The organism is Haloferax sp. AS1 (assembly GCF_014530665.1).
Classification (GTDB): Archaea; Halobacteriota; Halobacteria; order Halobacteriales; family Haloferacaceae; genus Haloferax; species Haloferax volcanii.
This window is the reverse complement of record NZ_SPSA01000002.1, coordinates 179,029-201,994: the sequence shown is the minus strand read 5'-3', so window position 1 is coordinate 201,994 and position 22,966 is coordinate 179,029. Positions and strand designations below refer to the sequence as shown.

Here is a 22,966-nt window from a genome sequence, read left to right as displayed (position 1 = left end):
GGTCTCCGTCTCGGTCCTCCTGTCGTTCGTCAGGCCCCCCGGAATGGGCCTCCTTCCCCCGCACGCGATATTTTCCGACCCAGAAAAGCACCCGTGGGTTTGAACTCACGGCACGGAGAAGCGCGGTGTATGGTCCTCCACGTTCGACAGACTGTGTCCGAGGGACTCGGACGCGTTCTCACGCGAAATGGCGTCCTCCTCATGGCGACCTTTTTCGTTGCAGCTGTTCTCCAAAGCGCGTTTGTCTGGGTGTTGGCGACCACGTACGTCCCGCTCGGGATGGCCGGAGCGGCGTCACCACCAGGGACGCCGACACCCGGGGCGGCCCTCCCGTCGCTGGTCTCAGCGAGCGCCGCGCTCCTCGGCGGGCTCACTGGCGGCGTACTGACGGTACCGATACAGATCGTTGCGGTTCGTTCGCTCGTCGACGACGGGCGCGATCACCTCCCGGAACAGTTGGTGTTCCGAACTCTTGGCTGGGCGACGCTGCGACTGTTCATCGCCACGTTACTCAGGGTACTGGCCATGTTCGTTCTGATCTTCCTCGTCGTGATCGTCGTCACTCTCGGGACGGTCGGGGTCTTCGCCGTGCTTCCCGAATCACTGCGGACGACGCTCGTCGGTGCGTGGTACACACCTCTCCTCGTTGTTCCAGCGATACTGGTGGGTCTGCTGCCAGTCGGGTTCGTCCTGTTGACGTTTGCGTTTGTCGAGCAAGAAATCGCCGTTCGCGATGCGACGGTCACGACAGCGTTCGTCCAAAGTTGGCGCACCGTCGCTGGGAACCGCCTCCGACTGGGTGCAGCCCTCATCGTTCCCTACGGAATCAATATGGCGTTCAGTCTGCTTCTCGGACAGGTCATGCCGGATGCGACGTTCGGTTCACCGACCTTCTTACTCACTCAGACGGCACTCTCGGTGGAGTCGTCGATCATCTCGATCGTCGTTCTCGGGATTACTTCGCAGGCGTGGATTCAACTCACCGGTGTTGACGGTCCGCTAGCCGACTACTGGACTGGTGGGACAGCGGATTCACAGCCTTCCGACGAGGGAGCGACGAGGAACGCTGTCGAATAACTGATCGCGAACGTCTCGACGAGCGGTTGTTCGAGCCGTCGAGTGTGCGATATGTCGTTTGATTCGAGGCGGCTCCAAGTTCGAGTGACGAACGACTGCCAAAAGCCATGGCGACCGGCGCTCCGGCGGGGAAGAGCAGTTCGCAGATTGCGGGCCAGACCGACCGTTTCAGCGAGCGCGGTGGTCGCCTGTTGTCCGACTCGTTCTCGGGAGTCGTTCCAACCAGAACGATTGGGATATGTCGTTCTACACCAAGCGTGCCGAACCAGAGCCAACCCGACCGCAGTATAGCGAGTCACCAGATTCGTATCGGATAGTTTGTCGGGATTTTGAACTCCGCGAGAGTCGTCGCTGTGGCCGCCATCGTTATCGAGTGGGTGACGTGTCCGCTTGACATTATGGAAAGTGGCCTTTACATTTATGTTGCTGGAAATACACGTTTTTCGTATGGTAAACAGTCCGATGCGCGCTTACGGTGCGCTGCTCGTCGTCGTCGCGGCGGCGGTCAGCGGCGCTGTCATCCTCTCGGGATTCGTCGCAATCGACTTCGTGCTCGACACCGTTACGGTGTGGGGCTATATGGCCGCTGTCGGCGTGATGATCGTCTGTGCGGTCGTTAGTTGGCTGACCGACCTCCCCGGAATCCTGTCGAGCGAGTTCGGAAGTGGGGGGCGATGAGATGTCGCGGTGGCTCCCACCGACGTACAGTTTCCTGCTGTTCGTCGTTCCGGCGCTCCTGTCGGCGGCTGTCTCTCCCTTTCTCGGTGCGGAACCCTCTCCCTCAGTCGGTGAGTTGGTGGTCGTTCCTGCGGTCATCGCCGTCTTCGCGAACGTCGGATACGCGGTTCGAAGCGGGTCGTCCTCCGACAGCGTGGTCGACGAACGCGACGTGCGCAACATCGACCGCGCGCTCAGTACGACCGGCGGAGTCATGCTCGCGTCGTTAGTCGGCGTGTTCGCGTCGTACGCCCTCAGTACCCGGCCGGTCCCGAGCGCAGTCACCTTCCTCGCGGTCGCAGGTCTCGGGACGATGTTCTGCGTCCTCGGCGCGACCGAGTTCCGACAGCGCGTCTGACACCGATGGAGAACGACATCCGAGTGAAGCGGGCCGAAGAACACATCACTCAAGAGGAACTGGCGACTGCGGTCGGCGTCAGCCGACAGACCATCTACGCCATCGAACACTCGCGGTACGACCCGTCGCTCGAACTCGCGTTCAAGCTCGCGCGCTATTTCGATTGTTCCGTCGAAGAGCTGTTTACACCGGAGTTCGACGGATGAGCGCACGGTTACTGCGTCGCTTTCGGCTGGTCGACCGGGGTCGAATCGGCCTTGAGATCGCGGTACGTCTGCGTCGCCCAACCAATCGCCGAGGCCGTATCGTTGAACAGCACGCCCGTCGCACCGGCCTTCGAGTACGACACGAGCGCGCACGTCCGGTCCGCCCCCTCACCGAACAGGAGCAGTCCGAACGGCAGCGAGGCCGACGTTTCGTGGAGGCGGACGCACGAGGCCCGACGCGCGCGTCGGTACTCGTCGGGATACGTCGTCCGCAGGCACTGATGGACTTGCGGGGGCACGACGAGTTCGACATCGGCCTCTCGGCGCGTGGCGTGCTCGTGGCACACCTCGACGTACTGTTGTAACACGACCGGGGTGTAGCCGCGTAGCGACTCCGCCTCGCGCATCGTGTCGAGGAGATGTTGCAGTGGCTTGTCCGGAACGTGCGGCTCCGAGGACACGAGCCTCGCCCCGTCGTACATCGGTAGCTCGCCGTTCGCGCCCGATGGAACTGCCGACCCGTGGGAGTGCGCTTCGGTCACGGCATCGAGACACCGTCGAGTCCGTTTGCACAGCCGATACACCGGCCGACCGAGCTCCGTCAGCCGGTAGCCGCTCGACGGGTCGCGGACGACCATCGACGCCGCTTCGAGTTCACCGATTGCCCGGTCCACCGTCGAACGAGAGACCCCGAGCGTCGCCTCTAATTCCGGCTTGGATAATGCGCGATCCGAAAGCGACTCTAAGACGTCCCACCGGCGGGTGACGAGGTCGATTATCTCTTCGGTGGTTGGAGACGGCATCACCGACAACTTTTGACCTTCATTACTTGACATTTCTGTTGACTGAAATCCGGATTGCAGTCACCACTTCCGAACTGCACCGTCTCCGCAGAGCGTGACGGATTCGTGCAGTTGCTGTGTCGTTACGTCACCTCCTGCGCGGCGACCGCAGTCGGTGCGGCTCTCTAACGGTCCATGACGCAATGTGTGTCCCCGCCATGGTGTCGATTGGGTAACACGATGACCCGAGCTAACGACAACGAACACGACAGTAACGAACAGGAGACGAGCGGACTCAACCGACGCAGTTTCGTTCGTCGCGCCGGCGCGGTCGGGACGGGGCTCGCGTTGTCCCCTGTCGCCGCCGGGAACGCCGTCGCTGCCGAGAACATCAGCATTCTCGACGGCGAAGCTGAGGCGAAAGTGGCGACTCGGTTGGCGAAGAGCGACGAGTTCGACCGTCTCGAAGCGAAGGCGAACTCCCGTGACGGGACGGTGTCTCGCGGCGAGTCGGTCACCGTCGGCGAAGTCGAGGTCGCCGCCGACGACGCGCCGGACGGCGAGAAGATTCACCGGTACGTCGTCGAGTACCCGGTCAAGCACCCGAACGACGACGCCGAAGCCGCCGTCGTGCTCGCCGAAGACGCCACGTCGGATTCGCTCATTCTGAGCGTTCTCGATTACACGCACAAGACGAAAGACGGATTCACCACCCGTATCGAGCGATTCGACGCCGGGGCCGGTGAACAGACGGTGTCCGCCGCAAACAGCTCCGATGGCTTGGCGTCTACCGAACTCGACCTCGATGCCGATGCGACTCGGCGGGCCGTCAACAACGTCGACACGAACGCCGTCATCGACGAGATTTACGACGGGTTCACCACGGGGAGTGATCTGACGAACCTCGCGTGGGACCTCCTCGACGACGACGTCGATGTCGACGGCTGTTACGCCTGTGGGTTCGCCGTCGGCCTCACTTGTAGCGTCGGCTGCGCGGCGACCGGCGCGTTCATCTGCGGGCTCACCGGGATTGCGGTCCCCATCGCCGGCCTGACCTGTGTCGGCTTCGTCGGTATCATCTGCGACGTGGCCGACGCCCTCTCCGGATGCGGCGAAGCCGTCGCTGAAGAGGTCTGTGCTGACCGGACGAACTGGTGCTAAGTAGGGGGCAGTGACATACGTGCCTCTATCCCGCGTTACGAACGACCTCGGTGGCCGACTGCGTCGAGACGAGTACACTGGCCCGAATCGGTGTTGGGCCTGTACGGCGGTGAACGTTGCTCTCTCGGCACTCGTCGCGGTCGTCTTGATTCCGCTGTCCGGTGTCGCGGCCGTTGTGGCGTTGACCGGGGCGCTCGCGACGGTGTACTTTCGAGGCTACCTCGTTCCGGGCACGCCGGAACTGACGAAGCGCTACCTGCCGTCACGGCTCCTCGCGTGGTTCGGCAAGCAGCCGCTGACGGTGTCACGCGAGGAGAGCACCGACGCATGGCTTCTCTCGCAGGGGCTTTTACGCGAGTCCTCGGATGGAGACTTCGCTCTCGACCCGGAGTTCAAAGCGTCGCTGGCCGCGGTTGACCCGCCGCAGTCGCCATCGGCTTCGCTCGCACGCGACATCCTCGAACTCCCTCCGACCGACGGCTCGTTCACCAGCCAGCAGGGTCGCTACACGCTTTCGGACGACGGCGACCCTATCGCAGCGTGGCCGTCCTCGCTTGCGCTTGACGCGGACCTTCGGGCGAAAGCGGTCCTCTCGGAGCGATATACTGGGTGGAACGAACGTCCGCCGGACGAAATCGCCGCCCTCCTCCGAAGCGTCCGCGCAACGGTTGACCGCTGTCTCCGGTGTGACGAACCGACCGAATACGAGCAGGTGACTCACGAGACGTGTTGTGCGTCCGTGACCGTCGAGCGACTCACTTGCCCGCAGTGTGACGAGCCACTGGTGGAACTACGTCGCTAACTCTCGCGGACAGCGCGAGTCACCTCGTCGGCCAGGACGCGACGCGACAGCCGTTCCCCAAACTCGACCGTTTATTTCCTCCCGTGGACCGAACGTGTGACCCAAACACCACATCCGCCGAAACCGGTCGTCCCCAATCCAAGGTCTATCGTCTTCTCTGGGATGCACTCAACAAGCTCTCGGGACCGTGATTATCGTTCTCGACGAGATTGACCACGCACACGTTCCCCCGCCGGATTGTCCGCGTCGACAACAACGGCTACATCGACAGCCAACTGGGCCTCATCGGGAACAGTACCGACTTGACGTGCCAGTCGCTGAAATCGACTATCCGATTCCAGAAAAGTCGCTCACAGACTGTCAGGTAGCGAAAACCGACAGCCTACAAGGGTAAGTCACAGCTCGAACCCCCCGACCGGTCGAGCACCTCGTCGCACGGAAACAAGCGTCGCCCGTTAGTGGCTCGTTCTAAGAACCAAGGTTTTCGGAGTTAGCATAAATATGACTTCGAACTACCACTTTCGATTACCTCGTTGTCGCACATAGACAACGAGGATTAGTAAAATACCGGCAGGTCTGCGAGTTTGAGTGATAAATTATATACCGCTATATCAAATGTCGGGGTGCGTCGCACCACTGTCTCGGCGTATGAAACCTGGCCTGTGTATGTTACCTCGCCTATTACTCCGGCCCACGTTGGTCCAACACCCTTCGGGTGGTATCTGACTGGACGGGTTACCGTCGTCGGACTGGCTCTTGTCGTGGGTAGAGCGGAGTACGGAGTTCGCCACGTCAGAAGGGTAACAACAGGTCAGGCTCCGTACAAACCCACGACTGAGGGGCACAAAACGAGTAAACGGGTCCCGGACGGTGTATCCGGCAGGCAACGATAGACGAACGCGAACGGGGTGGGGTGTGGAGACTCCGTTTCAGTACTGCCTCGTCTGGCGGCGTCGGCGGCGTGGCTCTCCATTACGCCGTCCACAGCGAAGAGGGCGGGGGAGTCTCGCCCGTCACCGGACGAGCGCCCTCGTGTACGCCGAGAGGCTCTCGGTCGCGACGACCACGCCGAGGATGACGAGCAGCACTGTCGCGACCGATTGCCACGCGAACGCGTTGACCGCTCGGAACAGTTGGACGCCGATTCCGCCCGCGCCGACGAACCCGAGTACGGTCGAGTCGCGGATGTTGATATCCCACCGATAAATCGAGAGCCCGACCAACGCGGGCTTCACCTGCGGAAGGATGCCGTAGAGCAACACCTGCACCGAAGACGCGCCGGCCGCACGGACCGCTTCCACTTGGCCGAAGTCGATTTCCTCGATTTCCTCGCCCAGCAGTTTCCCGAGGAACCCGACCGAGCGGAACGCGATGGCGACCGCGCCCGCCAGCGGCCCCGACCCGAACATGACGACGAAGAACAGCGCCCAGATGATGGTGTTGACCGACCGGCTCACGGTCACGATGAGTTTTCCGAGCCAGAAGGTCACGGCGTTCGGAGTCGTGTTCTCGGCGGCGAGCAACGCCACCGAGACTGAGAGTACCAGCGCGCCGATGGTCCCAAGCGCGGCGATTTGAATCGTCTCGACCAGCGGTTCGACGATGCGAGTGGTGTACGCCACGTCCGGCGGGTACATCCGGGTGAGGAGGTCGCCGACCTCCCGAGGAATCGTCTCCGGTCTGACGATGCCGATGTCCATGAACTGCCACGACCCGACCACGGCGACGGCGGCAACCAACGTGAGGACGAAGCGGCTGATTCGCCGCCGCCGGTCGAACCGTTCCCATCGGCGCTCGTCGGTCGCCATCAGTTGTACCTCCGTCGGACGACCGCGCTCACGCCTTCAGCCACCAGCACGACCGCGATGATGGCCAGCAGAATAGCCGTGACGTACTGGTAGTCGTAACGGTTGAACGCGGTCAGGAGGACCGACCCGATTCCACCTGCGCCGACGATGCCGATGATAGTCGACGTGCGGATGTTGATGTCCCACCGATACACCGACAGCCCGGCGAACCGCGGGATAATCTGCGGGACGACTCCGTACAGTAGCGTCTGAACCGGCGACGCCCCGGCGGCCCGCACCGCGTCGACGGACCCCATGTCGATGTCTTCGAGGTCCTCGGCGAGTAGTTTCGAGAAGAAGCCGACCGTCTTGAACGTAATCGTGAGGATGCCCGCCAGCGGCCCGAACCCGATGGCCTTGACCGCGATGATGGCGATGATGATGGCGTTGAACGCCCTGGAAATCGAGATGAATCCCCGATTAATCGCGTACAACGGCTTTGGCGAGAGGTTCTCCGCGGCCATGAACGCAATCGGGACACTGAGGACGATGCCGGTGAGCGTCGAGACCATTGCCATCGCGACGCTTTCGAGCATCTTCCCGACGATTCGGTCGGCCTGTCGTGGGCTTGCCGACGGGGGGAAGAAATCACCGACGAGGGAGACGGCGCTTCCGAGTCCCCGTGCGATCCGTCCTGGGTCGGCACCGACTCCGAACCCCGACCACACGAAGAAGCCGAGAACGCCGGCGTAGACCGCCCACTTCAGCTCTCGACGCCGAAAGACGGTCGGGCGTTCCCAGGTTCGTTCGCCGGCCGCCACGTTAGGTCTCCCCCCGCAGCGACCGGTCAACATTAGCGAGGACAGCCTCTTTTTCGCCCGTTTCGGCGGGTGCGTCCGCGTTCCCACCGGCGTTGTCGGGGACCTCCGCACCGCGGTACACCTGATCTAACCCGCGGTCGTCGAGCGCTTCCGGGGGTCCCTCGAAGACGAGTTCGCCGTTGTGGAGGCCGACGATGCGGTCAGCGTGCTCCATCGCGAGGTCGACCTCGTGGATGTTGATGAGCACCGGCACTTCGCGCTCGGCGGCGATATCCGTCAACAGCCGCATCACCGTCTCGGACGTCTCCGGGTCGAGACTCGACGTCGGCTCGTCGACCAGCAGAATCTTGGGCTGTTGAATCACGGCCCGCGCGATGCCGACGCGCTGGCGCTGGCCGCCGGACAGTTCGTCGACGCGTTTGTTCTCCATGCCGTCGAGGCCGACTCGTTCGAGAATCTCGTAGGCTCGTTCGATGTCTTCCGCCGGGAACGACCGACGGAACGCCTTCCAGGCCGACACGTATCCCAGCCGGCCCGTGAGGACGTTCTCCATCACGGTCAGCCGCTCGACGAGGTTGTACTCCTGGAATATCATCCCGATGTCCCGGCGGGCCGACCGAAGCGCATCGTCGCCCAGTTCGGTCAGTTCCGTGTCGTCGAGGTGGACCTCGCCGTCGCTGGGCTCGGTCAGCCGGTTGATACACCGGATGAACGTGCTCTTGCCGGCCCCGCTGGGGCCGATCATGGCGACGGTCTCGCTTCCCTCGACGGACAGCGTGACGCCTTTCAGCGCCTCGTCGCCCGTCGGGTAGGTCTTCCGGAGGTCGGTTACCCGGAGCATCTACGACCCGAGCGCGCTCTCGGTGTACTCGACACCGTTGTATCCCTGGATAATCATGATGTCTTTGAACACCGTCCGGTAGTCGATGGGGACGAACTGGTCGTAGCCGGTTCGGCTTTCGAAAGCCGTCCCCGCGAAGTCCGATTCGAGGTACGCCCGCCGAATTCCCTCCTGTATCTCGGGTTTGAGGTTGTATCGGTACGCGACCGGGCCGTTCGGGAACGGCGCGGACGCCCACACGACTTTGAAGTCGTCGAAGCTGAGGTCGCTCTGGGCCTCGACGGTGTCCACCATACAGGTCGAACAGATGGGGCCGGCGTCGTAGTCGCCGGCGGCGATGCCGCGGGTCGTGTTGCCGTGCCCGCCCGAGAAGTTGACCTCGTAGTCCTCCTCGGCGGTCACGTCGAAGTATTGGTCGAACAGCGCCGACGGTGCCTGGTGTCCGGAGTTCGACGCGGGCTCGGAGTGGCCGACCCTCACGTCGTCGCGGGCGAAGTCCTCGACGCTCTGAATGTCGTCGGCGTCGGCGCGCGTGGTCGCGAACAGCCGGTATCCGAACAGTTCGTCGGGCGTGAGTCCGGCCGCGAACGGGACCGCCCCCGCCAGGTTGACGGCGAAGGCCGTCGTCCCGGTCGAGAAGTTCGCGATGTGAGCCCGTTCGGAGCGCATCGCTTCGACGGACGCCGCGTAGCTGTTGACCTTGCTGAACTCGACGGGTTTGCCGGTCTCCTCTTCGATGCGGTCGAAGACGGCCTGGAAGTCGTCTTCGAACCGGCCTTGAACGTCCTCGCTCGGGCTCTCGGTGAACACGAGGGTGTCGGGGTCGAGCCACTCGTCTTCGTTGTCGGGCGTCTCCTGGACGGGTTGGCCGTGAGGAATCTCCTCGACCTCGCGGTTACGCATGTTCTCGAGGTCGACCGTCGACCCGCGCTGGTAGTCCTCGTCGACCAGCGCCGTCGACAAGTAGTTGTTTTCCTCCCAGGCCGGGTTCGCCGGGTCGAAACTGCTCGCGTCCGCGAGCATCGGGTCGCCGCCGGAACCGCTGGACTCCGAACCGCTGGAACCGCCGGAGCCACCGGAACCACCGGAGTCGCTATTTCCGCCGCCGGACGCGGAACAACCCGCAAAGCCAGCGGCGAGCGCGGCCGCCGATGTCTTCAGAAACGTCCGCCGTCGCCTGCCGTTATCGTCTGTCATCGAGTGGACAGCAGGATTGACTACTGATATAAGTTATGTAATTTTGATATGTTTGGGTAAATATATTTTGTGATAGTCCGGTCGGTACGGTCGGACGTGTACCACTCATTCGAGTCCGTGTGGCTCAGTAGTGTAAGGAGCAGCAACAACAGTTATGTTCGGTCTCATAGATTATGTAGCGTTTCGTTCCCTATATATCAGCGTCCCGATACTGGTTTATGCACGCTTTCCCAGGCGGAGTGTATGCCCGTGCGCACGCTCGTCGATCGCCTTCGTGAGCCCGCGTACACCGAGTCGAACCGATGTCTCCCGTGTACCGCGGTCAACCTCGTACTGCTCGGACTCGCGGTCGGTCCACTCTGGGTTCACAGCCCCGTTGCCGCGGTACCCGTCGGTGTCGCCGGCGTCACGACCATCTGGCTCCGCGGCTATCTCGTGCCCGGAACGCCCGCACTGACCCGCCGCTACCTCCCAGCGTCGGTCCTCGCCGCGTTCGGGACGTTATCGACCCCCGTCTCGACGGCGGTGCCGCCGGACGCTGACCCCGTCGAGAAACTCGTCGGGTTCGGCGTCCTCTCGGCAGACCCCGGAGACGACCCCGCGCTCACTCCCTCGTTCCGGGCCGCGTGGCACGAGGCCGCGGAAACCCTCGCGGGCGACCCCGAAGCACTCGACAGGGCGGCCGCGACCGTGACTGCGGGCGACCGCCCGCGGATCACAGTGGCTGAGTCGGACGCCGACGGCGTCGTCATGAGGGCCGACGGGTCGTGGGTCGGGCAGTGGCCCTCGCGGACGGCACTCGTCGCCGACCTCGCAACCGAACGGACGCTCGCCGGACCCGCCTGGGACGCGCTCGGTCGCGCGGAGCGGGTCGATCTCGCCGCTCGAATACGCGGACTGGTCGAACAGTGCCCGACCTGCCGCGGGCCGACCCGAGTCTCCGACGAGACGGTCGAGTCGTGCTGTCACACGACCGCTGTTATCGCGGTCTCGTGTACGGACTGCGGCGACCGCCTCGCCGAGTTCGACCCGTCGCCGTCGCCGTTCGCGCCCGGGTGGTGAACAGGTCGGCTCGAAACGAACCGTCGAGAGGGGCGAAAAGGGATATCGGAGGACGCGGACAGCACCCGACCGAATCGGCACAATCGGTCTGCTCTCCGCGGAGTTCGCGGTGTCGTCGCCCCCGTCAAGGCCCCAACGCCGCGATATCGGCACCGACCGTCGCCAGCGCGTCGGCGGGGTTCGGGTCGCTATCGGCCAGGTGCGTGTACCGGTGGTTCGGAACCTCCGAGAGCGCCGCAGCGATGGACTCGCTGTACGTCTCGACGCCGGCCTCGGTGGGGTCGTTACCGCCCCAGACATCGCGGATGACGGTCATCGAGTCGATTCGAACGTCCACGCTGTGTGGCTCGTAGCGGGACAGCAGTTCGGACAGGCCGAGTTGGAGGGCGACGTACTCGGCGGTGTTGTTCCCGGCCCGAGAGCCGACGGGGCGACCGAGTCGGGCGAGTTGCGCCTCCTCCGAGTCCATGATGACCGCGCCCGCGCCCGCGGGGCCGGGGTTACCGCGTGAACTGCCGTCAACGTACAGGACGAACGAATCGTCGGTCGGCTCAGCGACGGGCGGTTTGGCGAGTTCTGCTGCCGACAGTTCACCGAGCGCGCGTCGCAGCTCTCCCCGTGTCGTCTCGGGGGCGAACAGGCCGCCGTAGCCGGATACTACGTCGTCGATGGCATCGGTGGCTGCGGCCATCTCGTAACCGACGCCCGCGAGCACCTCGTCGACGAGCGCGGCGAGCGGCGAGAGATGCTCGGCGGGAAGCGGCTCCTCGGTCACGGTTCCGGGGCCTCCGTCTGGTCGCCGGTCCGCGCCCTCACACCTCCGGTCTCGGTTGCGTTCGTCGGCCCGTCGAACAGTTGCATATCCGTTCTCGGTCGTCGAGCGGTATATCCCTTCAGGTGGTTCGCCCACTCGCTCGATGTCGTCTGTGACCGCCACCGGCGGACGTTCGCGGGTATCGAAGCCTGTGCGGCCGACGACGATGCGACAGACGGGGTTCGGATGTCGGCGCGCGGCGGGTGAGGCGCTCGGAGCCACACCCAAAACTATCCGTCTCGTCGTGGAACGAATCAGTCATGAAACCGTATCCGTCGACGCCTCTCCTCGCAGACGCCCCCGAGGGGTTGCTGTCGAGTGGTCACCTATGGCTCCGCGAGCACGTCGCCGGCCCCCGACTACGATTTCAGATGAAGTCGTCGGGCCGCCTGCTGTTCGGGGACCGGGATTGCGTCTTCGACGACGCGCCGCCGCCGCACGAGTGCGCCGTTCGACACGTTCGAGAGCGATTCAACCGCGACGCGTTTCGCGACGCAGTCGATGAGCCGAGGTCGTACGTCTTCTTCGGCGTCGCACCGTGTCACGTCGGTATTGACTACGACTGGGAGCGAATGCCGCCGCTTCTCGGTCGGGCCATCCGGAACGAGACCGACGAACGACTCGTCCCCATCGACGAGTCCGAGCGAGTGTTCGAACGGCTGGGTCTGACGCCGGTAAACACCTTCCAGAAGGAACTGAACGTCCGTGACTTTCACCCCGACCGGCTCGATATCCCCGAGTCAGCGTGGTACGACGGACCCGCCGCGGGGGTTATCGTCGAGAATAGGCGCGGTGGACGCGCACTCGTCCAGGGGCCCGTCCTCGACGAGGTGGACGACTACGAGCCGATACGAGGAGAGCCGAACGCAATCGCCGCCGACCTCGTAACCGACACGCGGGTCCGCCGAGCCATCGAAGCCGCCGAAGCGGCTCGGAAGTCGCCCACGACCGACGAAGTTCACGCACGCGTGTTCGAGACCGTTGTTCGAGAGGAGTACGGCCGACTCGACCGGGGCCGCGTCGATTGGAAGGCGTTGCGGTCCGCAATCGGGTCGGCCGTCGCCGAGAAACGCAGTACGCTAACCGAGAGATGAGCTATCAGTCGAGAGTTCTGTCTTGACCGAGGAGTCCGGTCTCGACCGGGAACGAACCGAATGTGGGGAGCTAAGCGACGACGGTTCTCAGGCGTCTCCACCGTCAGCGTCTTCGGCGTCGGCCAAGAGCCTGTACTCGATATAGCTATCCAGCTCCGACCGAATGGAACGGGAGGCCCCTGTCGTCACCCGTTCGAAGGTGAGTCCGCTAACCAGCGTCACCAGAAAGTCCGTGACTAGTTCTGGGTCCACGTCTCTGAAATCCCCTGATTCGATGCCGTCTCGTAGTATCTCCCGTATCGTTTCGCGGAAAACGTCTTGGGACTGATTGAAACACGCTCGGAACGCTTCGTCTTGTGCCGCCTGCATCCGCAGTTCCGTCAGTACCGTTTCGTAATCCCGAATCGCTTGCTCGTCGGGTCCGGGGATGACCTGGTCGAGGAGGGTTCGAAGTCGGGTTTCTGGGTCTCCGTCGTCAGCGACGGGCATCCCAACCTGTACGACTCGGTTAAGAAGGTAGTCGAGAAGGTCCAAGAGAACGTCGTCTTTTCCATCGTAATGGTAGAAGACCAGCCCTTCTGACTTGGAAAAGTGCTGGCTGATCCGGTCGATCGTCAGGTTGGCATAGCCGTGTTCGGCAAGCGCATCAAACGTCGCTTTCAAAATCTCGGTCTTGGTATCTTCAGGCTCATCGGCAAAAAGAGGGCCCCGTTTGTCCATACTGTCCGATTCCCCCTGCACCCAATTAGCGGTTACTCTCTCTGGACGACTCGGCTCTGTGATTGAATCACCTGCCAACTCTGTCGGGAGTTATCTATCCATAGGCCGGTCGTACCTGTGTTTCGGAGTCGTCTTCCCCGTCCGCATTGAGGGTGCTACTGGCCGAGACCGACACATTAATCCGTCCGCTCGGGATTTGACTAAGTACTCAGTAAGGATGACACAGAATATACTTCGGAGCTCACGGTTGTTGACCGTCGCGCTTACGACCGTCCTCGTCATGGGACTGGTTGCCGGCGCGATTCCCGCCGTTGCGACCGCTCAGACATCGCAGTCTGGAAGTGTCGTTGGGAACCCAGATATCACGTTTGCAACTTCGTCCGGAACGCTCTCTGCGGGCACGACTGACGAGCTCGCAATCTCGGTCGTCAACCGCGGTCTGATTATCGAACACGGTCCATCGCAGTACGAAGAGGAAGTGATGACTGCGAGGGGATTAACGTTCGAAATCGACGACGAAAACGCTCCAATCGACGTCCAAACCGGGCAGGTCTCTCTCGGGAACTTCCCGACTGGAAGCACCGAAAAGACAGTCTCGGTCACTATCCCGGAAGACGCTGAACCGGGAACCTATCAACTCCCGGTCACCTACGAGTATTCGCACACTCGCCAGCTTCGGTATAGCTCCAGCGGAACCACTGAGGGAACCGATTCCACGCGAACGGAGACCGGCACGATAACGATTCGAATCAACGACGACGCTCGGTTCGAAATCATCGAAACAAACGCGACGACCCAAGTCGGTGATGACAACGATATCTCGTTCACGCTCAGGAACACCGGCTCGGAAGTTGCGAAAGCCGCGAGTGTGAACGCAGAGTCGAAGAGTAGCTCCTTGACGTTCGAGTCCGGCGACACGTCCTCGACGGCGTCCGTTGGCGACTGGGAGCCGGGCGAAAACCGGACGATTACGTACCGTGCAGCGCTCCAATCCGGCTCCGCCGCGCGCGCATATGCGCTGGACCTCGTGGTCAATTACGACGACAGTGACGGTATCAGCCGTACGTCTAATCCGATTACGACCACTGTCGAGTCGCTCCCCGAGCAGTCGTTCGCCTTCTCGGACGTCTCCTCGTCGCTCCGAGTGGGCGAAGATGGAGAAGTCGTCGGCACAGTCGAGAACACCGGCCCTCACACGGTTCGAAGCGTGACCATTCGACCGGTTGACGGTTCGGAAACAGTCATTCCGGGTGAGGACTCCACCGCCGTCGGGTCGCTCGCACCGGGCGAATCCAAGTCCTTCCGCCTCCCGATGGAGGTTACGAGTGAGGCGGAGGTCGGCGACAAATTACTCAATGTCGAGGTTCGGTATCGTGACGGCGACGGAGACCAGCGGACCTACGACAAACTCGACCTCCTGACGACTATCGGCCCGGACCGAGACGAGTTCGGACTCGCGGTTTCCGACCGGACGATTACCGTCGGTAAATCGAGGGTCGTCACCGTCGAAGTGACGAACAACCTCAACGAGACGGTCACCGATATCGAAGCGCGTCTATTCGCTGACGACCCCCTCAGCGCCGCTGGTTCGGACACGAGCTACATCGAGTCCTTAGAGCCCGGTGAGTCCGCGACGCTGGCGTTCGAAGTGACGGCGTCGTCGGCGGCGACGGCGGGAAGCACGTACCCCATCTCGTTCGACTTCCGCTACACGGATAGTGACGGCAGCACGCACCTCACGGACACGTTCAGGAAACCGCTGGATGCCGTTCAGCCCCAGAACAGCGGCGTGTCGCCGATGACGCTCATCTTAGGGTTGGGGGTGGTTGTCGCAGGCGGTGTCGCAGTCGTCTACTGGAGGCGGAAGTAATGTCACTGGCTGAGAGGATTGAAACGGCGACCGAACGCCTCAACACGACAATCGTGGACCGCCCACGCGTAGTCGTCGTCGCCTTTTTGCTGCTCACGGGTGTGTTCATCGGCGGGTTGGGGTCTGTGCAGATGAGCGCTGGCGGACTCGACGCGTTCACGGATGACTTACCCGAACAGAAAACCCTCGATGAGGTCGAACAGAACTTCGAGCAGCCGTTCCAGACGGATGCTCAGACGACGACGCAACTCATTCGGACGAAGAGCAACGTTTTGACTCGGGAGGCGCTCGTCCGCGACGCTCGCCTGCTCGAACGCGTTGCCGAACACGATGAGTACCGGATGGAATCGGCTCGTGGCCCGGCTCCGATCATTGCGCAGCATCTCAATCCGTCGGCGACGACACCGGCAGACTACCGGCGAACGCTCGAACGGGCGACTCCGTCAGAAATCAGACAGGCCGTTCGCGAACTCGACGACTCGTCCCGACTGTCCGGAGTGGTCTCGAACGATTTCAATCCGACCAGCGTCTCCGCGTCTGCCTCGATTACGACGATTTCGCATGACTTCCCGGGGAGCTTCGGTGACGACGACCTGACCGCTGTCCAGACGGACCTCCAAGCGATTGCTGACGACACGCCGGGCGACGTTCGTGCGTTCGGGTCGGGGACGACCGAAACGGAGATTTCGCAGTCCGTACAGGACTCGCTTCTGATCGTGATGCCCGTCGTAATCCTGTTGTTACTCTTCTTCTTGGTGGTCGCGTATCGCGACCCCATCGACGTGCTGTTGGGACTTGTCGCACTCGTGATGACGATTATCTGGACGTTCGGATTCCTCGGCTATTCGGGGATTCCGTTTAGCCAGCAGATGATTTCGGTCCCGGTGTTACTGCTTGCGGTCGGTGTCGACTTCGGCATCCACATTATCAACCGCTACCGAGAAGAGACCGAACGCGGGTTCGAAGCGGTCGAAGCGATGCGAGAAGCGAACGCCCAGCTCCTCATCGCGTTCGTCATCGTCACCGTGACGGCGGTGTTCGGATTCGGCGCAAACGTCATCTCCGACCTGACGCCGATTCGGAATCTGGGTATCGCCTCGGCGGTCGGGATTATCTTCACGTTCCTCATCTTCGGGCTGTTTTTACCCGCGACCAAGTTGGTGTGCGACAATGTGCGCACGCGGCTCGGAGTCCCGGAGTTCAACACCGCTCCGATCGCGTCAGAAGAGTCGGCCCTCGGACGAGTGTTAGCGTTCCCTGCGCGGGTGAGCCAACACGCCCCGGCAGTGATCGTCTTGGTGTTGCTGCTATCGAGTAGTTTGATAGGCGCGTACGGGGCTGGCGTCGGCACCTCGTTCGAAAACGAGGACTTCCTGCCGCCCGAGGAGCTTCCGGCCTACGTCACAGGGCTACCTGAGCCGTTCAGCCCGGGCGAGTACACGATTACGTCAACCATCAACTTGCTCGATGATAAATTTGGGAGCAGTCAGGGGAGCACGGTGAAAATATACGCCCGAGGGAACTTCAAGGAAGACCACGCGCTCGAAGCCCTCGCAGCTCCGAACGACAATCCCCCGGAGTCGTTTGCAGTTGGACCCGGTGGGCAGGCAGAGGCACAGAGCATCGTGACGGTCATTCAATCCCACGCGGAGCGAGACGAAGAGTTCGCTGCCTTAGTCGCCCGGAACGACCAGAACGATAACGGGATTCCCGACCGGAACCTCGAACGAATTTACGACGAACTGTTCGCTTCCTCAGCGAGTGGGCGGGCCGAACAGTATCTCACTGAAGATTACCGGTCCGCACTGGTCGAATATCAGACTGACTCCGATGCGTCACAGACGGAAGTGACAACTGGTGGGGAAGAAATGGCAGATGAGTTCCAGTTTAAAGCAACGTCTACGGGAGATGTCGTCGTCCGCGCAGCGGTGATGGACCGTATCTTCCAGTCTGCGATTCAGGGACTCGTCCTCGCGGTCGTCCTGACCGCCGTGTTCCTCGTGGCGATATACGGTGTCCTGGAGCGGAAACCGCTGCTCGGCGTGGTCAACGTCTTCCCGATACTGATTGCAATCGCGTTCTTGCTCGGGACGATGCGGTATCTGGATATCACGCTGAACGCGCTGACCGCGACGATTCTCTCCATCTCGGTCGGGGTCGGCATCGCCTATTCGGTGCACACGACCCACCGCTTCATCGACGAGTTCGACGCGACGACGGGCGCGCACGAAGCGATGATGATTACGCTGACCGGAACGGGAGGCGCGTTGTTCGGCAGTATGCTGACGACCGCGTTGGGTACCGGTGCGCTCGCGCTCGCAATCACGCCGATTCTCGGAAACTTCGGCGTCCTCATCGGCCTGAGCGTCACGTATTCGTTCTTGGCGGCGGTAATCGCACTCCCGCCCGCAGTGTTGCTCTGGGAACGCATACGGCAATGGGACCTCGACCCGTTGGCGCGACTCCGCCCGGCGACACGATAGGGAGTGGTTCGCTGATTCCGGACGGCGACGGAATCGGCCGAGTGGGTGTGGGTTCGGTGCCCTTCCTGCTCGCCGTGTTCGGACACGCCACCTTCGTACTGCGACAAGGGTTGTGACGCCGTGAGTCACGCGGGGGCGCTCGGCGGGGACGGACTCAGGGAAGAAGCGAGAGCAAATCGATGAGCGTCTGTTTCACCCGCTCGTTCGAGACCGCGTAGCCGACCGCGAACATCAGACTGACCACGCACCCGACCGCGACCGATGCGAGGACACCCGAGTCGGACGGGCCGAACACGTAGGCTACCCCCGCCGCGACGATGCCACTCAGCGCGACGAACAGCCAACTTCGCCGTGGCGTCAGCCGACTTGCCTCCATGTCGACTACCCTATCGGTTGTCACGAACAAAACTGTTGTCACCTGCGCGGTCGACGCGGAGCCGGACCCTCGCCGTCTCGCGAGTCCCGCCGACTCGCGGCCGGCCAGTCGTCAACGTTCTCGATTTCCGAGTCCAGTGACACCGATGTCACCTGCTTTCGGTCACGTCGCCGAGAAGGTATATAGATTCGACGCGTAGGTGCGCACGTAATGAAAGTCGGCTCCGAGACGAAGTTCTACAAGGCGGAGCGAACCGACGTCTCCCAGAATCAGGGGAAGTTCCGGACCTACTTCAACTTCCCCGGTCGCGCCCTCCCGGACCACGCGGACCACGGCTACGGCCCGCTCGCGACCATCGTCGAGTCGTTCATGGACCCCGACACCCACATCGCGATGCATCCCCACCGCGACGAGGAAATCATCTCGTGGGTGCCCGCCGGCGTGATGCGCCACGGCGACCAAGACGGCAACGACCTCGTCACCGACGCCGACCACCTGATGGTGATGAACGCGGGCGAGACGTTCTGGCACGAGGAGTTCACCCGCGCGGACGACCCGCCGCTCCGGATGCTCCAGATGTTCGTCCGACCCCACAGCCTCGGGCTGGAGCCGAACATCCAACACGAACCCATCGACGCCCCCGTCGAGGGCGAGTGGCGACACCTGTTCGGCCCCGAGGGCTCCGACGCGCCGCTTTTCGTCCGCAACCAAGTGGACCTGTTCGACCTCCGACTCGACGCCGGGTCGAGCGCCGACCTCCCCGAAATCGAGGGCCGCGACGCGTACTTCTACGTGTTCGACGGCGCGGTCGAGGCCGCCGGCACGCGCTTCGGGAAGACCGAAAGCGGCCTGCTCGTCGACGACGCCGGCCTGACGCTCACCGCCGACGAGGACGCCACCGTCGTCGCCTTCCTGGTCGACCCCGACGCGCCCGTCACCCGACAGGGAACCATCGGTCGCTGACCGCGGCCCGACGCGCCGACCCGTCCCCGCCGCGAAGCGCCGCCACCCAACGCACTCTCCAACACCCCGCCCAACTCGATGCTCACAGACACCGCCGGAATCCACCACGTCACGGGAATCGTCCGCGACGCGCAGGCGAACGTCGACTTCTACGCGACGACGCTCGGTCTGCGCCTCGTCAAGCAGACGGTGAACTTCAACGAGAAGTTCACGCGTCACCTGTTTTACGGCGACGAGACCGGCTCGCCCGGGACGGCCCTGACGTTCTTCCCGTACCCCGCCGAGGAGCCGGGTCGCCCCGGCACGCCGCAGATTCGGACCGCGTCGCTCGTGATACCCCCCGACGCCGTCGACTACTGGGCCGACCGCCTCACCGACCGCGGCGTCGAAGTCGACGGCCCGTTCGAGCGGTTCGACGAGACCGTTCTTCGGATTTCGGACCCCGACGGCACCGACCTCGAACTCGTCACCGGCGAGTCGTCGGTCGAACCCTGGGATGACGGTCCGGTCCCCGCCGAGCGCGCGATTCGCGGCATCCACGGCGTCACGCTCCACTCGACGAACCCTTTCGTGACCGCAAGCGTGCTCGACACGCTCGGGTTCGACCTCGTCGCGCAGGAGGGCGACCGCGTCCGCTACCGAGCGCCGGGCGACCGGGCGACCGTCGTGGACCTCCTCGACCGGGACGGGGAGTTCGGCCGCGAGGGCGCGGGGAGCATCCACCACGTCGCGGTCCGCGTCGAGGACGAGGCCCAGTTGTACGAGTGGCACGACCTGTTCCGCGAGCGCGGCTACGACGTGTCGCGGGTGAAAGACAGACACGTGTTCCAGTCGCTGTACGTCCGCGAACCGGGCGGTATCCTGTTCGAACTCGCGACCGACGGTCCCGGTCTGACGTTCGATGTCGACCCAGAGACGCTCGGGGAGTCGCTGTACCTCCCGCCGTGGCTGGAGGAGGACCGAGAGATGATACAGAACCAACTGCGCCCGCTGGACCTGCCGGCTGGCGTTGGACCCAGTAGCGACGGCGGGTCGAACTGATGGCTCCCCGTCCGACCACGCCCCGGTCCGCAACCGACCCCCACGAGGGACAGGAGATTGCGACGGCCGGCGCGCCGCCGCAGGTCGCCGACGCGGCCGTTATCATGCTCCACGGCCGCGGGTCGAAAGCGCGGCACGTCCTCACGCTCGTCGACGAGTTCCTCCACCGGGGCGTGATGTACCTCGCGCCGCAGGCCGCCGGGAGTTCGTGGTATCCCGCCCCGGCCGCCAGTCCCATCGAGCGAAACGAGCCGTGGCTCACCTCCGCGCTCGGCCGGGTGTCGGCCGCGCTCGATATCGCCACCGACGCCGGGGTTCCCCCCGAGCGCGTCGTCTTTTTCGGGTTCTCGCAGGGCGCGTGCCTCGCCGCCGAGTTCGCGCTTCGGAACCCCCGCCGGTACGGCGGCCTCGTCGTGCTCTCGGGGAGTCTCCTCGGTCCCGACCTCGGGAGCCGGCCCGCCGGCGACGACGGCAATGGCGACCACGACGGTCACGGCAGCGACGCCGACTTCGAGGGCACGCCGGTTTTCTTCGGAAGCGGCCGCGACGACCCCCGCGTCGAGGCCGACCGCGTCGAGGCGTCGGCCCGAATCTTCGCGGAACTCGGCGCCGACGCGGCGAGTCGGCTGTACGAGGGACTGGGCCACGCCATCAACGACGACGAAATCCGGGTCATCGACTCGTTCATCGAGCGACTCGACTGACGCGCGATGCGGTCGTTTTCAGAGTTACGGGGCGATAGCCGCGCGGCTACGCGGTGGTCGTGCCGTCGAAGAAAAACGGGGCGGGGGGAGCGAGAAAACGTGGTCGGCCGGACCGACCGGGCCGACCGGGGCCACCGATTAGACCTCGTCGATGAGGGAGCCGAAGACGGACTCGGCGTCGGCGGGCACGTCGAAGTCGTGGTAGTGTTCGCCCTTCTCCTTCGAGAGGATGTTGAGGGCGGCGGCCGCGCCGTCGCCGGCGGAGATGACGGCCTGCCACTCCTCGGCGCGGACCATCGCGCCCGTGGCGTAGGCGTCCTCGACGCTCGTCTCCATCGTCACGTCCACGTCGACGAGGTCGTCGTCGAACGCGCAGCCGAGGGACTCCGCGAGGTCACGGTTCGCACCCGTGGCGAGCACGACGTAGTCGGCCTCGTACTCGTCGTCGTCGGTCGCGACGACGAACCCGTCGTCGCTCTCGCTCACGTCGGTGACTTCCTCGCCTTGGTGGCGCTCCGCGTCGAAGTGGTCGACCTGCGTGCGGAGCGTCTCCATGTAGTTCGAGCCGTCGATGGAGCCGATTCCGGGATAGTTGAACAGGTGCGCCTTGTGCATCCACGTCTGGTCGGTGTCGAAGACCGTCGTGGAGAGTCCGTTCTTCGCGGCGAAGAGGGCGGTTGTCAGACCAGCGGGACCGCCGCCGATGACGATTACGTCTGCCATGTTCCATGCACTAGCGTACTCGATAAAGAAACCCGGTAAAGCGGATATTTTGTATTCCTCTCGATTACCAGCGACCGTGTGGCACGACGCTCGGCGCGCCCTGAGACACCCCCGACGCAGTCGGTTCCGGATTCCCCTCACTCTTAATGTCCCGGTTCGTGTGCCTCGGCTATGGACCGCGACCGACTCCTCGCCGCCGCCCCGCTTCTCGCGGCGAGCATCTGGGGCGGGATGTACGTCGTCAGCAAGTGGGGGTTCCGGTCGATACCGCCGCTGACGCTCGCGTTCCTCAGAATCGCACTCGGTGCGGGCGTCCTCTACATCGCCGTGCGGGCGACCACTCCCGCACGGTCGTTCGACCGAAGCGAGTGGCGACGGTTCGCGGCGCTCGCCGTCTGGCTGACCGCGGCGCTTTCGACCCAGTTCGTGGGAACCGATTTGACGAACGCGAGTCAGGGCTCGTTGCTGACCGTGTTGACTCCGGTGTTCATGCTCGTACTGGGGGTAACAGCGCTCGACGAGCATCTCACGCGCCGGAAATCGCTCGGGACGGCGCTCGCAACGGTCGGGACGCTCGTCGTCCTCTCGGGGCAGTACGACGCGGCCGCGCTCGCCGGCGGGAGCGTCTCGGGCGTCGCGTTACTCCTGTTTTCGTCGCTCTGTTTCGCCGCGTTTTCCGTGTTCGCAAAGCCGCTCATCCGGCGGTACTCGGCGCTCGAAACCGCGACGTACGCGACGGTGCTGTCGGTGCCGCTGTTCGGCGCGTTGGTCCCGGTGGAGTTCTATCTCGACCCGGCGGCGTTCGACTCGATTTCGCCCTCGCTTCCGGTCGTGGGCGCGGTGCTCTACCTCGGCCTCTTGAGCACCGCAGCCGCGTGGTACTGCTGGTACAAAGGAATGGAGTACGCGGACGCGAGCGCCGTCGGCGTCTTCTTCTTCGCTCAGCCGGTCGTCGGTATCCTGCTCGGGGCCGTCTTCCTGCGCGAACCGGTCGGCCTCGAACTCCTCGGCGGGGGCGCTGTTCTCGCTGTCGGAGTCCTTCTCGTGAACACGGACTGACGGGGCGTCGTCGCGTCGGCCGAGCCCGGAGCCGGCCGATGTGACGGCGTTCGCCGGCTACTCTTCCAGTTGCGACTCGGCGAACGAGACGGCGAACTGGTCGCGCATCTCGCGGCGAAGCATCTCGCTCATCACCTCGTAGACGACCGGTTGCGGGTACTTCTCCAGCAGCGCGGCGAGTTCGACGGCGCAGTCGGACTTCAGGGCGGCGAATTCGGCGGTCCACGGTGGGTTGCTCATTACCCGCACATCCTCTCCCGCGTAGTTATGAATTTTGATTGAAACAAACGGAGACAATCGACGGCCTC

The 22,966-nt window shown here is 63.6% G+C and carries 24 protein-coding genes; 14 read left to right on the top strand and 10 right to left on the bottom strand.

The features are described from left to right. The first annotated feature begins 129 nt into the window (after positions 1–129). From E4P24_RS15795 to E4P24_RS15780, 4 genes are all read left to right on the top strand, one after another. Positions 130–1,077 (top strand): hypothetical protein, encoded by a 948-nt coding sequence (locus E4P24_RS15795; RefSeq protein ID WP_188148753.1) that lies wholly within the window; start codon positions 130–132, stop codon positions 1,075–1,077. 447 nt (positions 1,078–1,524) lie between these two features. Then, positions 1,525–1,755 (top strand): hypothetical protein, encoded by a 231-nt coding sequence (locus E4P24_RS15790; protein ID WP_049896198.1) that lies wholly within the window; start codon positions 1,525–1,527, stop codon positions 1,753–1,755. Between the two features lies 1 nt (position 1,756). Continuing rightward, positions 1,757–2,152 (top strand): hypothetical protein, encoded by a 396-nt coding sequence (locus tag E4P24_RS15785; protein WP_223174062.1) that lies wholly within the window; start codon positions 1,757–1,759, stop codon positions 2,150–2,152. 5 nt (positions 2,153–2,157) lie between these two features. Then, positions 2,158–2,358: a helix-turn-helix transcriptional regulator gene (locus tag E4P24_RS15780; RefSeq protein WP_004043228.1), complete on the top strand. Its 201-nt coding sequence runs from the start codon at positions 2,158–2,160 to the stop codon at positions 2,356–2,358. 8 nt (positions 2,359–2,366) lie between these two features. Here the strand turns inward: E4P24_RS15780 and E4P24_RS15775 are convergent, their stop codons facing one another. Further along, positions 2,367–3,161, bottom strand: a complete 795-nt coding sequence (locus E4P24_RS15775) for a winged helix-turn-helix domain-containing protein (RefSeq protein WP_188148751.1) — start codon at positions 3,159–3,161, stop codon at positions 2,367–2,369. Between the two features lie 219 nt (positions 3,162–3,380). Here E4P24_RS15775 and E4P24_RS15770 point away from each other — a divergent pair, with 219 nt between their 5' ends. Then, complete coding sequence (locus tag E4P24_RS15770) at positions 3,381–4,301, top strand: halocin C8-like domain-containing protein (RefSeq protein WP_006600928.1); 921 nt, start codon at positions 3,381–3,383, stop codon at positions 4,299–4,301. 109 nt (positions 4,302–4,410) lie between these two features. Next, entirely contained in the window at positions 4,411–5,103 is a 693-nt protein-coding gene (locus E4P24_RS15765) for a hypothetical protein (protein ID WP_004064528.1), read from the top strand. 1,013 nt (positions 5,104–6,116) lie between these two features. Here the strand turns inward: E4P24_RS15765 and phnE (E4P24_RS15760) are convergent. From phnE (E4P24_RS15760) to phnD, 4 genes are read right to left on the bottom strand one after another with little or no spacing between them, the layout of a single operon-like run. Then, positions 6,117–6,911, bottom strand: a complete 795-nt coding sequence (phnE, locus tag E4P24_RS15760) for a phosphonate ABC transporter, permease protein PhnE (protein WP_188148750.1) — start codon at positions 6,909–6,911, stop codon at positions 6,117–6,119. Then, the gene (gene phnE / locus E4P24_RS15755) at positions 6,911–7,711 is read right to left on the bottom strand and encodes a phosphonate ABC transporter, permease protein PhnE (protein ID WP_004040815.1); all 801 of its coding nucleotides are present in this window, start codon (positions 7,709–7,711) and stop codon (positions 6,911–6,913) included. Before phnE (E4P24_RS15755) ends, phnE (E4P24_RS15760) begins: the two co-directional genes overlap by 1 nt. 1 nt (position 7,712) lies before the next feature. Then, positions 7,713–8,552, bottom strand: coding sequence for a phosphonate ABC transporter ATP-binding protein (gene phnC / locus E4P24_RS15750; protein ID WP_115861948.1), 840 nt, complete (start codon positions 8,550–8,552; stop codon positions 7,713–7,715). Next, positions 8,553–9,575, bottom strand: coding sequence for a phosphate/phosphite/phosphonate ABC transporter substrate-binding protein (gene phnD / locus E4P24_RS15745; protein ID WP_004064519.1), 1,023 nt, complete (start codon positions 9,573–9,575; stop codon positions 8,553–8,555). Between the two features lie 417 nt (positions 9,576–9,992). On the opposite strand from phnD, the gene E4P24_RS15740 reads away from it, so the two are divergent. Further along, complete coding sequence (locus E4P24_RS15740; RefSeq protein WP_188148749.1) at positions 9,993–10,811, top strand: hypothetical protein; 819 nt, start codon at positions 9,993–9,995, stop codon at positions 10,809–10,811. Between the two features lie 124 nt (positions 10,812–10,935). Here the strand turns inward: E4P24_RS15740 and E4P24_RS15735 are convergent, their stop codons facing one another. After that, a complete protein-coding gene (locus tag E4P24_RS15735) occupies positions 10,936–11,586 on the bottom strand; it encodes a ribonuclease HI family protein (RefSeq protein WP_188148748.1) in 651 nt (216 codons plus the stop codon). A gap of 410 nt (positions 11,587–11,996) precedes the next feature. On the opposite strand from E4P24_RS15735, the gene E4P24_RS15730 reads away from it, so the two are divergent. Then, positions 11,997–12,719 carry a hypothetical protein gene (locus E4P24_RS15730; RefSeq protein ID WP_188148898.1) on the top strand — a complete coding sequence of 241 codons (723 nt, stop codon included), beginning with the start codon at positions 11,997–11,999 and terminating at the stop codon, positions 12,717–12,719. 87 nt (positions 12,720–12,806) lie between these two features. Here the strand turns inward: E4P24_RS15730 and E4P24_RS15725 are convergent, their stop codons facing one another. Next, positions 12,807–13,439 (bottom strand): TetR/AcrR family transcriptional regulator, encoded by a 633-nt coding sequence (locus tag E4P24_RS15725; RefSeq protein WP_115803876.1) that lies wholly within the window; start codon positions 13,437–13,439, stop codon positions 12,807–12,809. 481 nt (positions 13,440–13,920) lie between these two features. Here E4P24_RS15725 and E4P24_RS15720 point away from each other — a divergent pair, with 481 nt between their 5' ends. Both E4P24_RS15720 and E4P24_RS15715 read left to right on the top strand, forming a co-directional pair. After that, complete coding sequence (locus E4P24_RS15720; RefSeq protein WP_188148897.1) at positions 13,921–15,309, top strand: COG1361 S-layer family protein; 1,389 nt, start codon at positions 13,921–13,923, stop codon at positions 15,307–15,309. Beyond that, complete coding sequence (locus E4P24_RS15715; protein WP_188148747.1) at positions 15,309–17,792, top strand: RND family transporter; 2,484 nt, start codon at positions 15,309–15,311, stop codon at positions 17,790–17,792. The genes E4P24_RS15720 and E4P24_RS15715 overlap by 1 nt, the downstream gene beginning before the upstream one ends. A 154-nt stretch (positions 17,793–17,946) precedes the next feature. On the opposite strand, the gene E4P24_RS15710 is transcribed toward E4P24_RS15715, so the two are convergent. After that, complete coding sequence (locus E4P24_RS15710; RefSeq protein ID WP_004040822.1) at positions 17,947–18,168, bottom strand: hypothetical protein; 222 nt, start codon at positions 18,166–18,168, stop codon at positions 17,947–17,949. A 210-nt stretch (positions 18,169–18,378) separates the two neighbouring features. On the opposite strand from E4P24_RS15710, the gene E4P24_RS15705 reads away from it, so the two are divergent. From E4P24_RS15705 to E4P24_RS15695, 3 genes are all read left to right on the top strand, one after another. After that, entirely contained in the window at positions 18,379–19,131 is a 753-nt protein-coding gene (locus E4P24_RS15705) for a pirin family protein (RefSeq protein WP_188148746.1), read from the top strand. 78 nt (positions 19,132–19,209) lie between these two features. After that, the gene (locus E4P24_RS15700) at positions 19,210–20,172 is read left to right on the top strand and encodes a ring-cleaving dioxygenase (RefSeq protein WP_115803879.1); all 963 of its coding nucleotides are present in this window, start codon (positions 19,210–19,212) and stop codon (positions 20,170–20,172) included. Beyond that, the gene (locus E4P24_RS15695; RefSeq protein WP_188148745.1) at positions 20,172–20,876 is read left to right on the top strand and encodes an alpha/beta hydrolase; all 705 of its coding nucleotides are present in this window, start codon (positions 20,172–20,174) and stop codon (positions 20,874–20,876) included. The genes E4P24_RS15700 and E4P24_RS15695 overlap by 1 nt, the downstream gene beginning before the upstream one ends. Positions 20,877–21,014: 138 nt before the next feature. Here the strand turns inward: E4P24_RS15695 and E4P24_RS15690 are convergent, their stop codons facing one another. After that, positions 21,015–21,599, bottom strand: coding sequence for an NAD(P)/FAD-dependent oxidoreductase (locus E4P24_RS15690; RefSeq protein WP_004040826.1), 585 nt, complete (start codon positions 21,597–21,599; stop codon positions 21,015–21,017). A gap of 171 nt (positions 21,600–21,770) precedes the next feature. Between E4P24_RS15690 and E4P24_RS15685 the strand changes: the two genes are divergently transcribed. Further along, the gene (locus tag E4P24_RS15685; RefSeq protein WP_163488658.1) at positions 21,771–22,658 is read left to right on the top strand and encodes a DMT family transporter; all 888 of its coding nucleotides are present in this window, start codon (positions 21,771–21,773) and stop codon (positions 22,656–22,658) included. Positions 22,659–22,715: 57 nt separating this feature from the next. Here E4P24_RS15685 and E4P24_RS15680 read toward each other — a convergent pair whose 3' ends face one another. Then, positions 22,716–22,898, bottom strand: coding sequence for a hypothetical protein (locus tag E4P24_RS15680; RefSeq protein ID WP_006600938.1), 183 nt, complete (start codon positions 22,896–22,898; stop codon positions 22,716–22,718). Between the last annotated feature and the right edge of the window lie 68 nt (positions 22,899–22,966).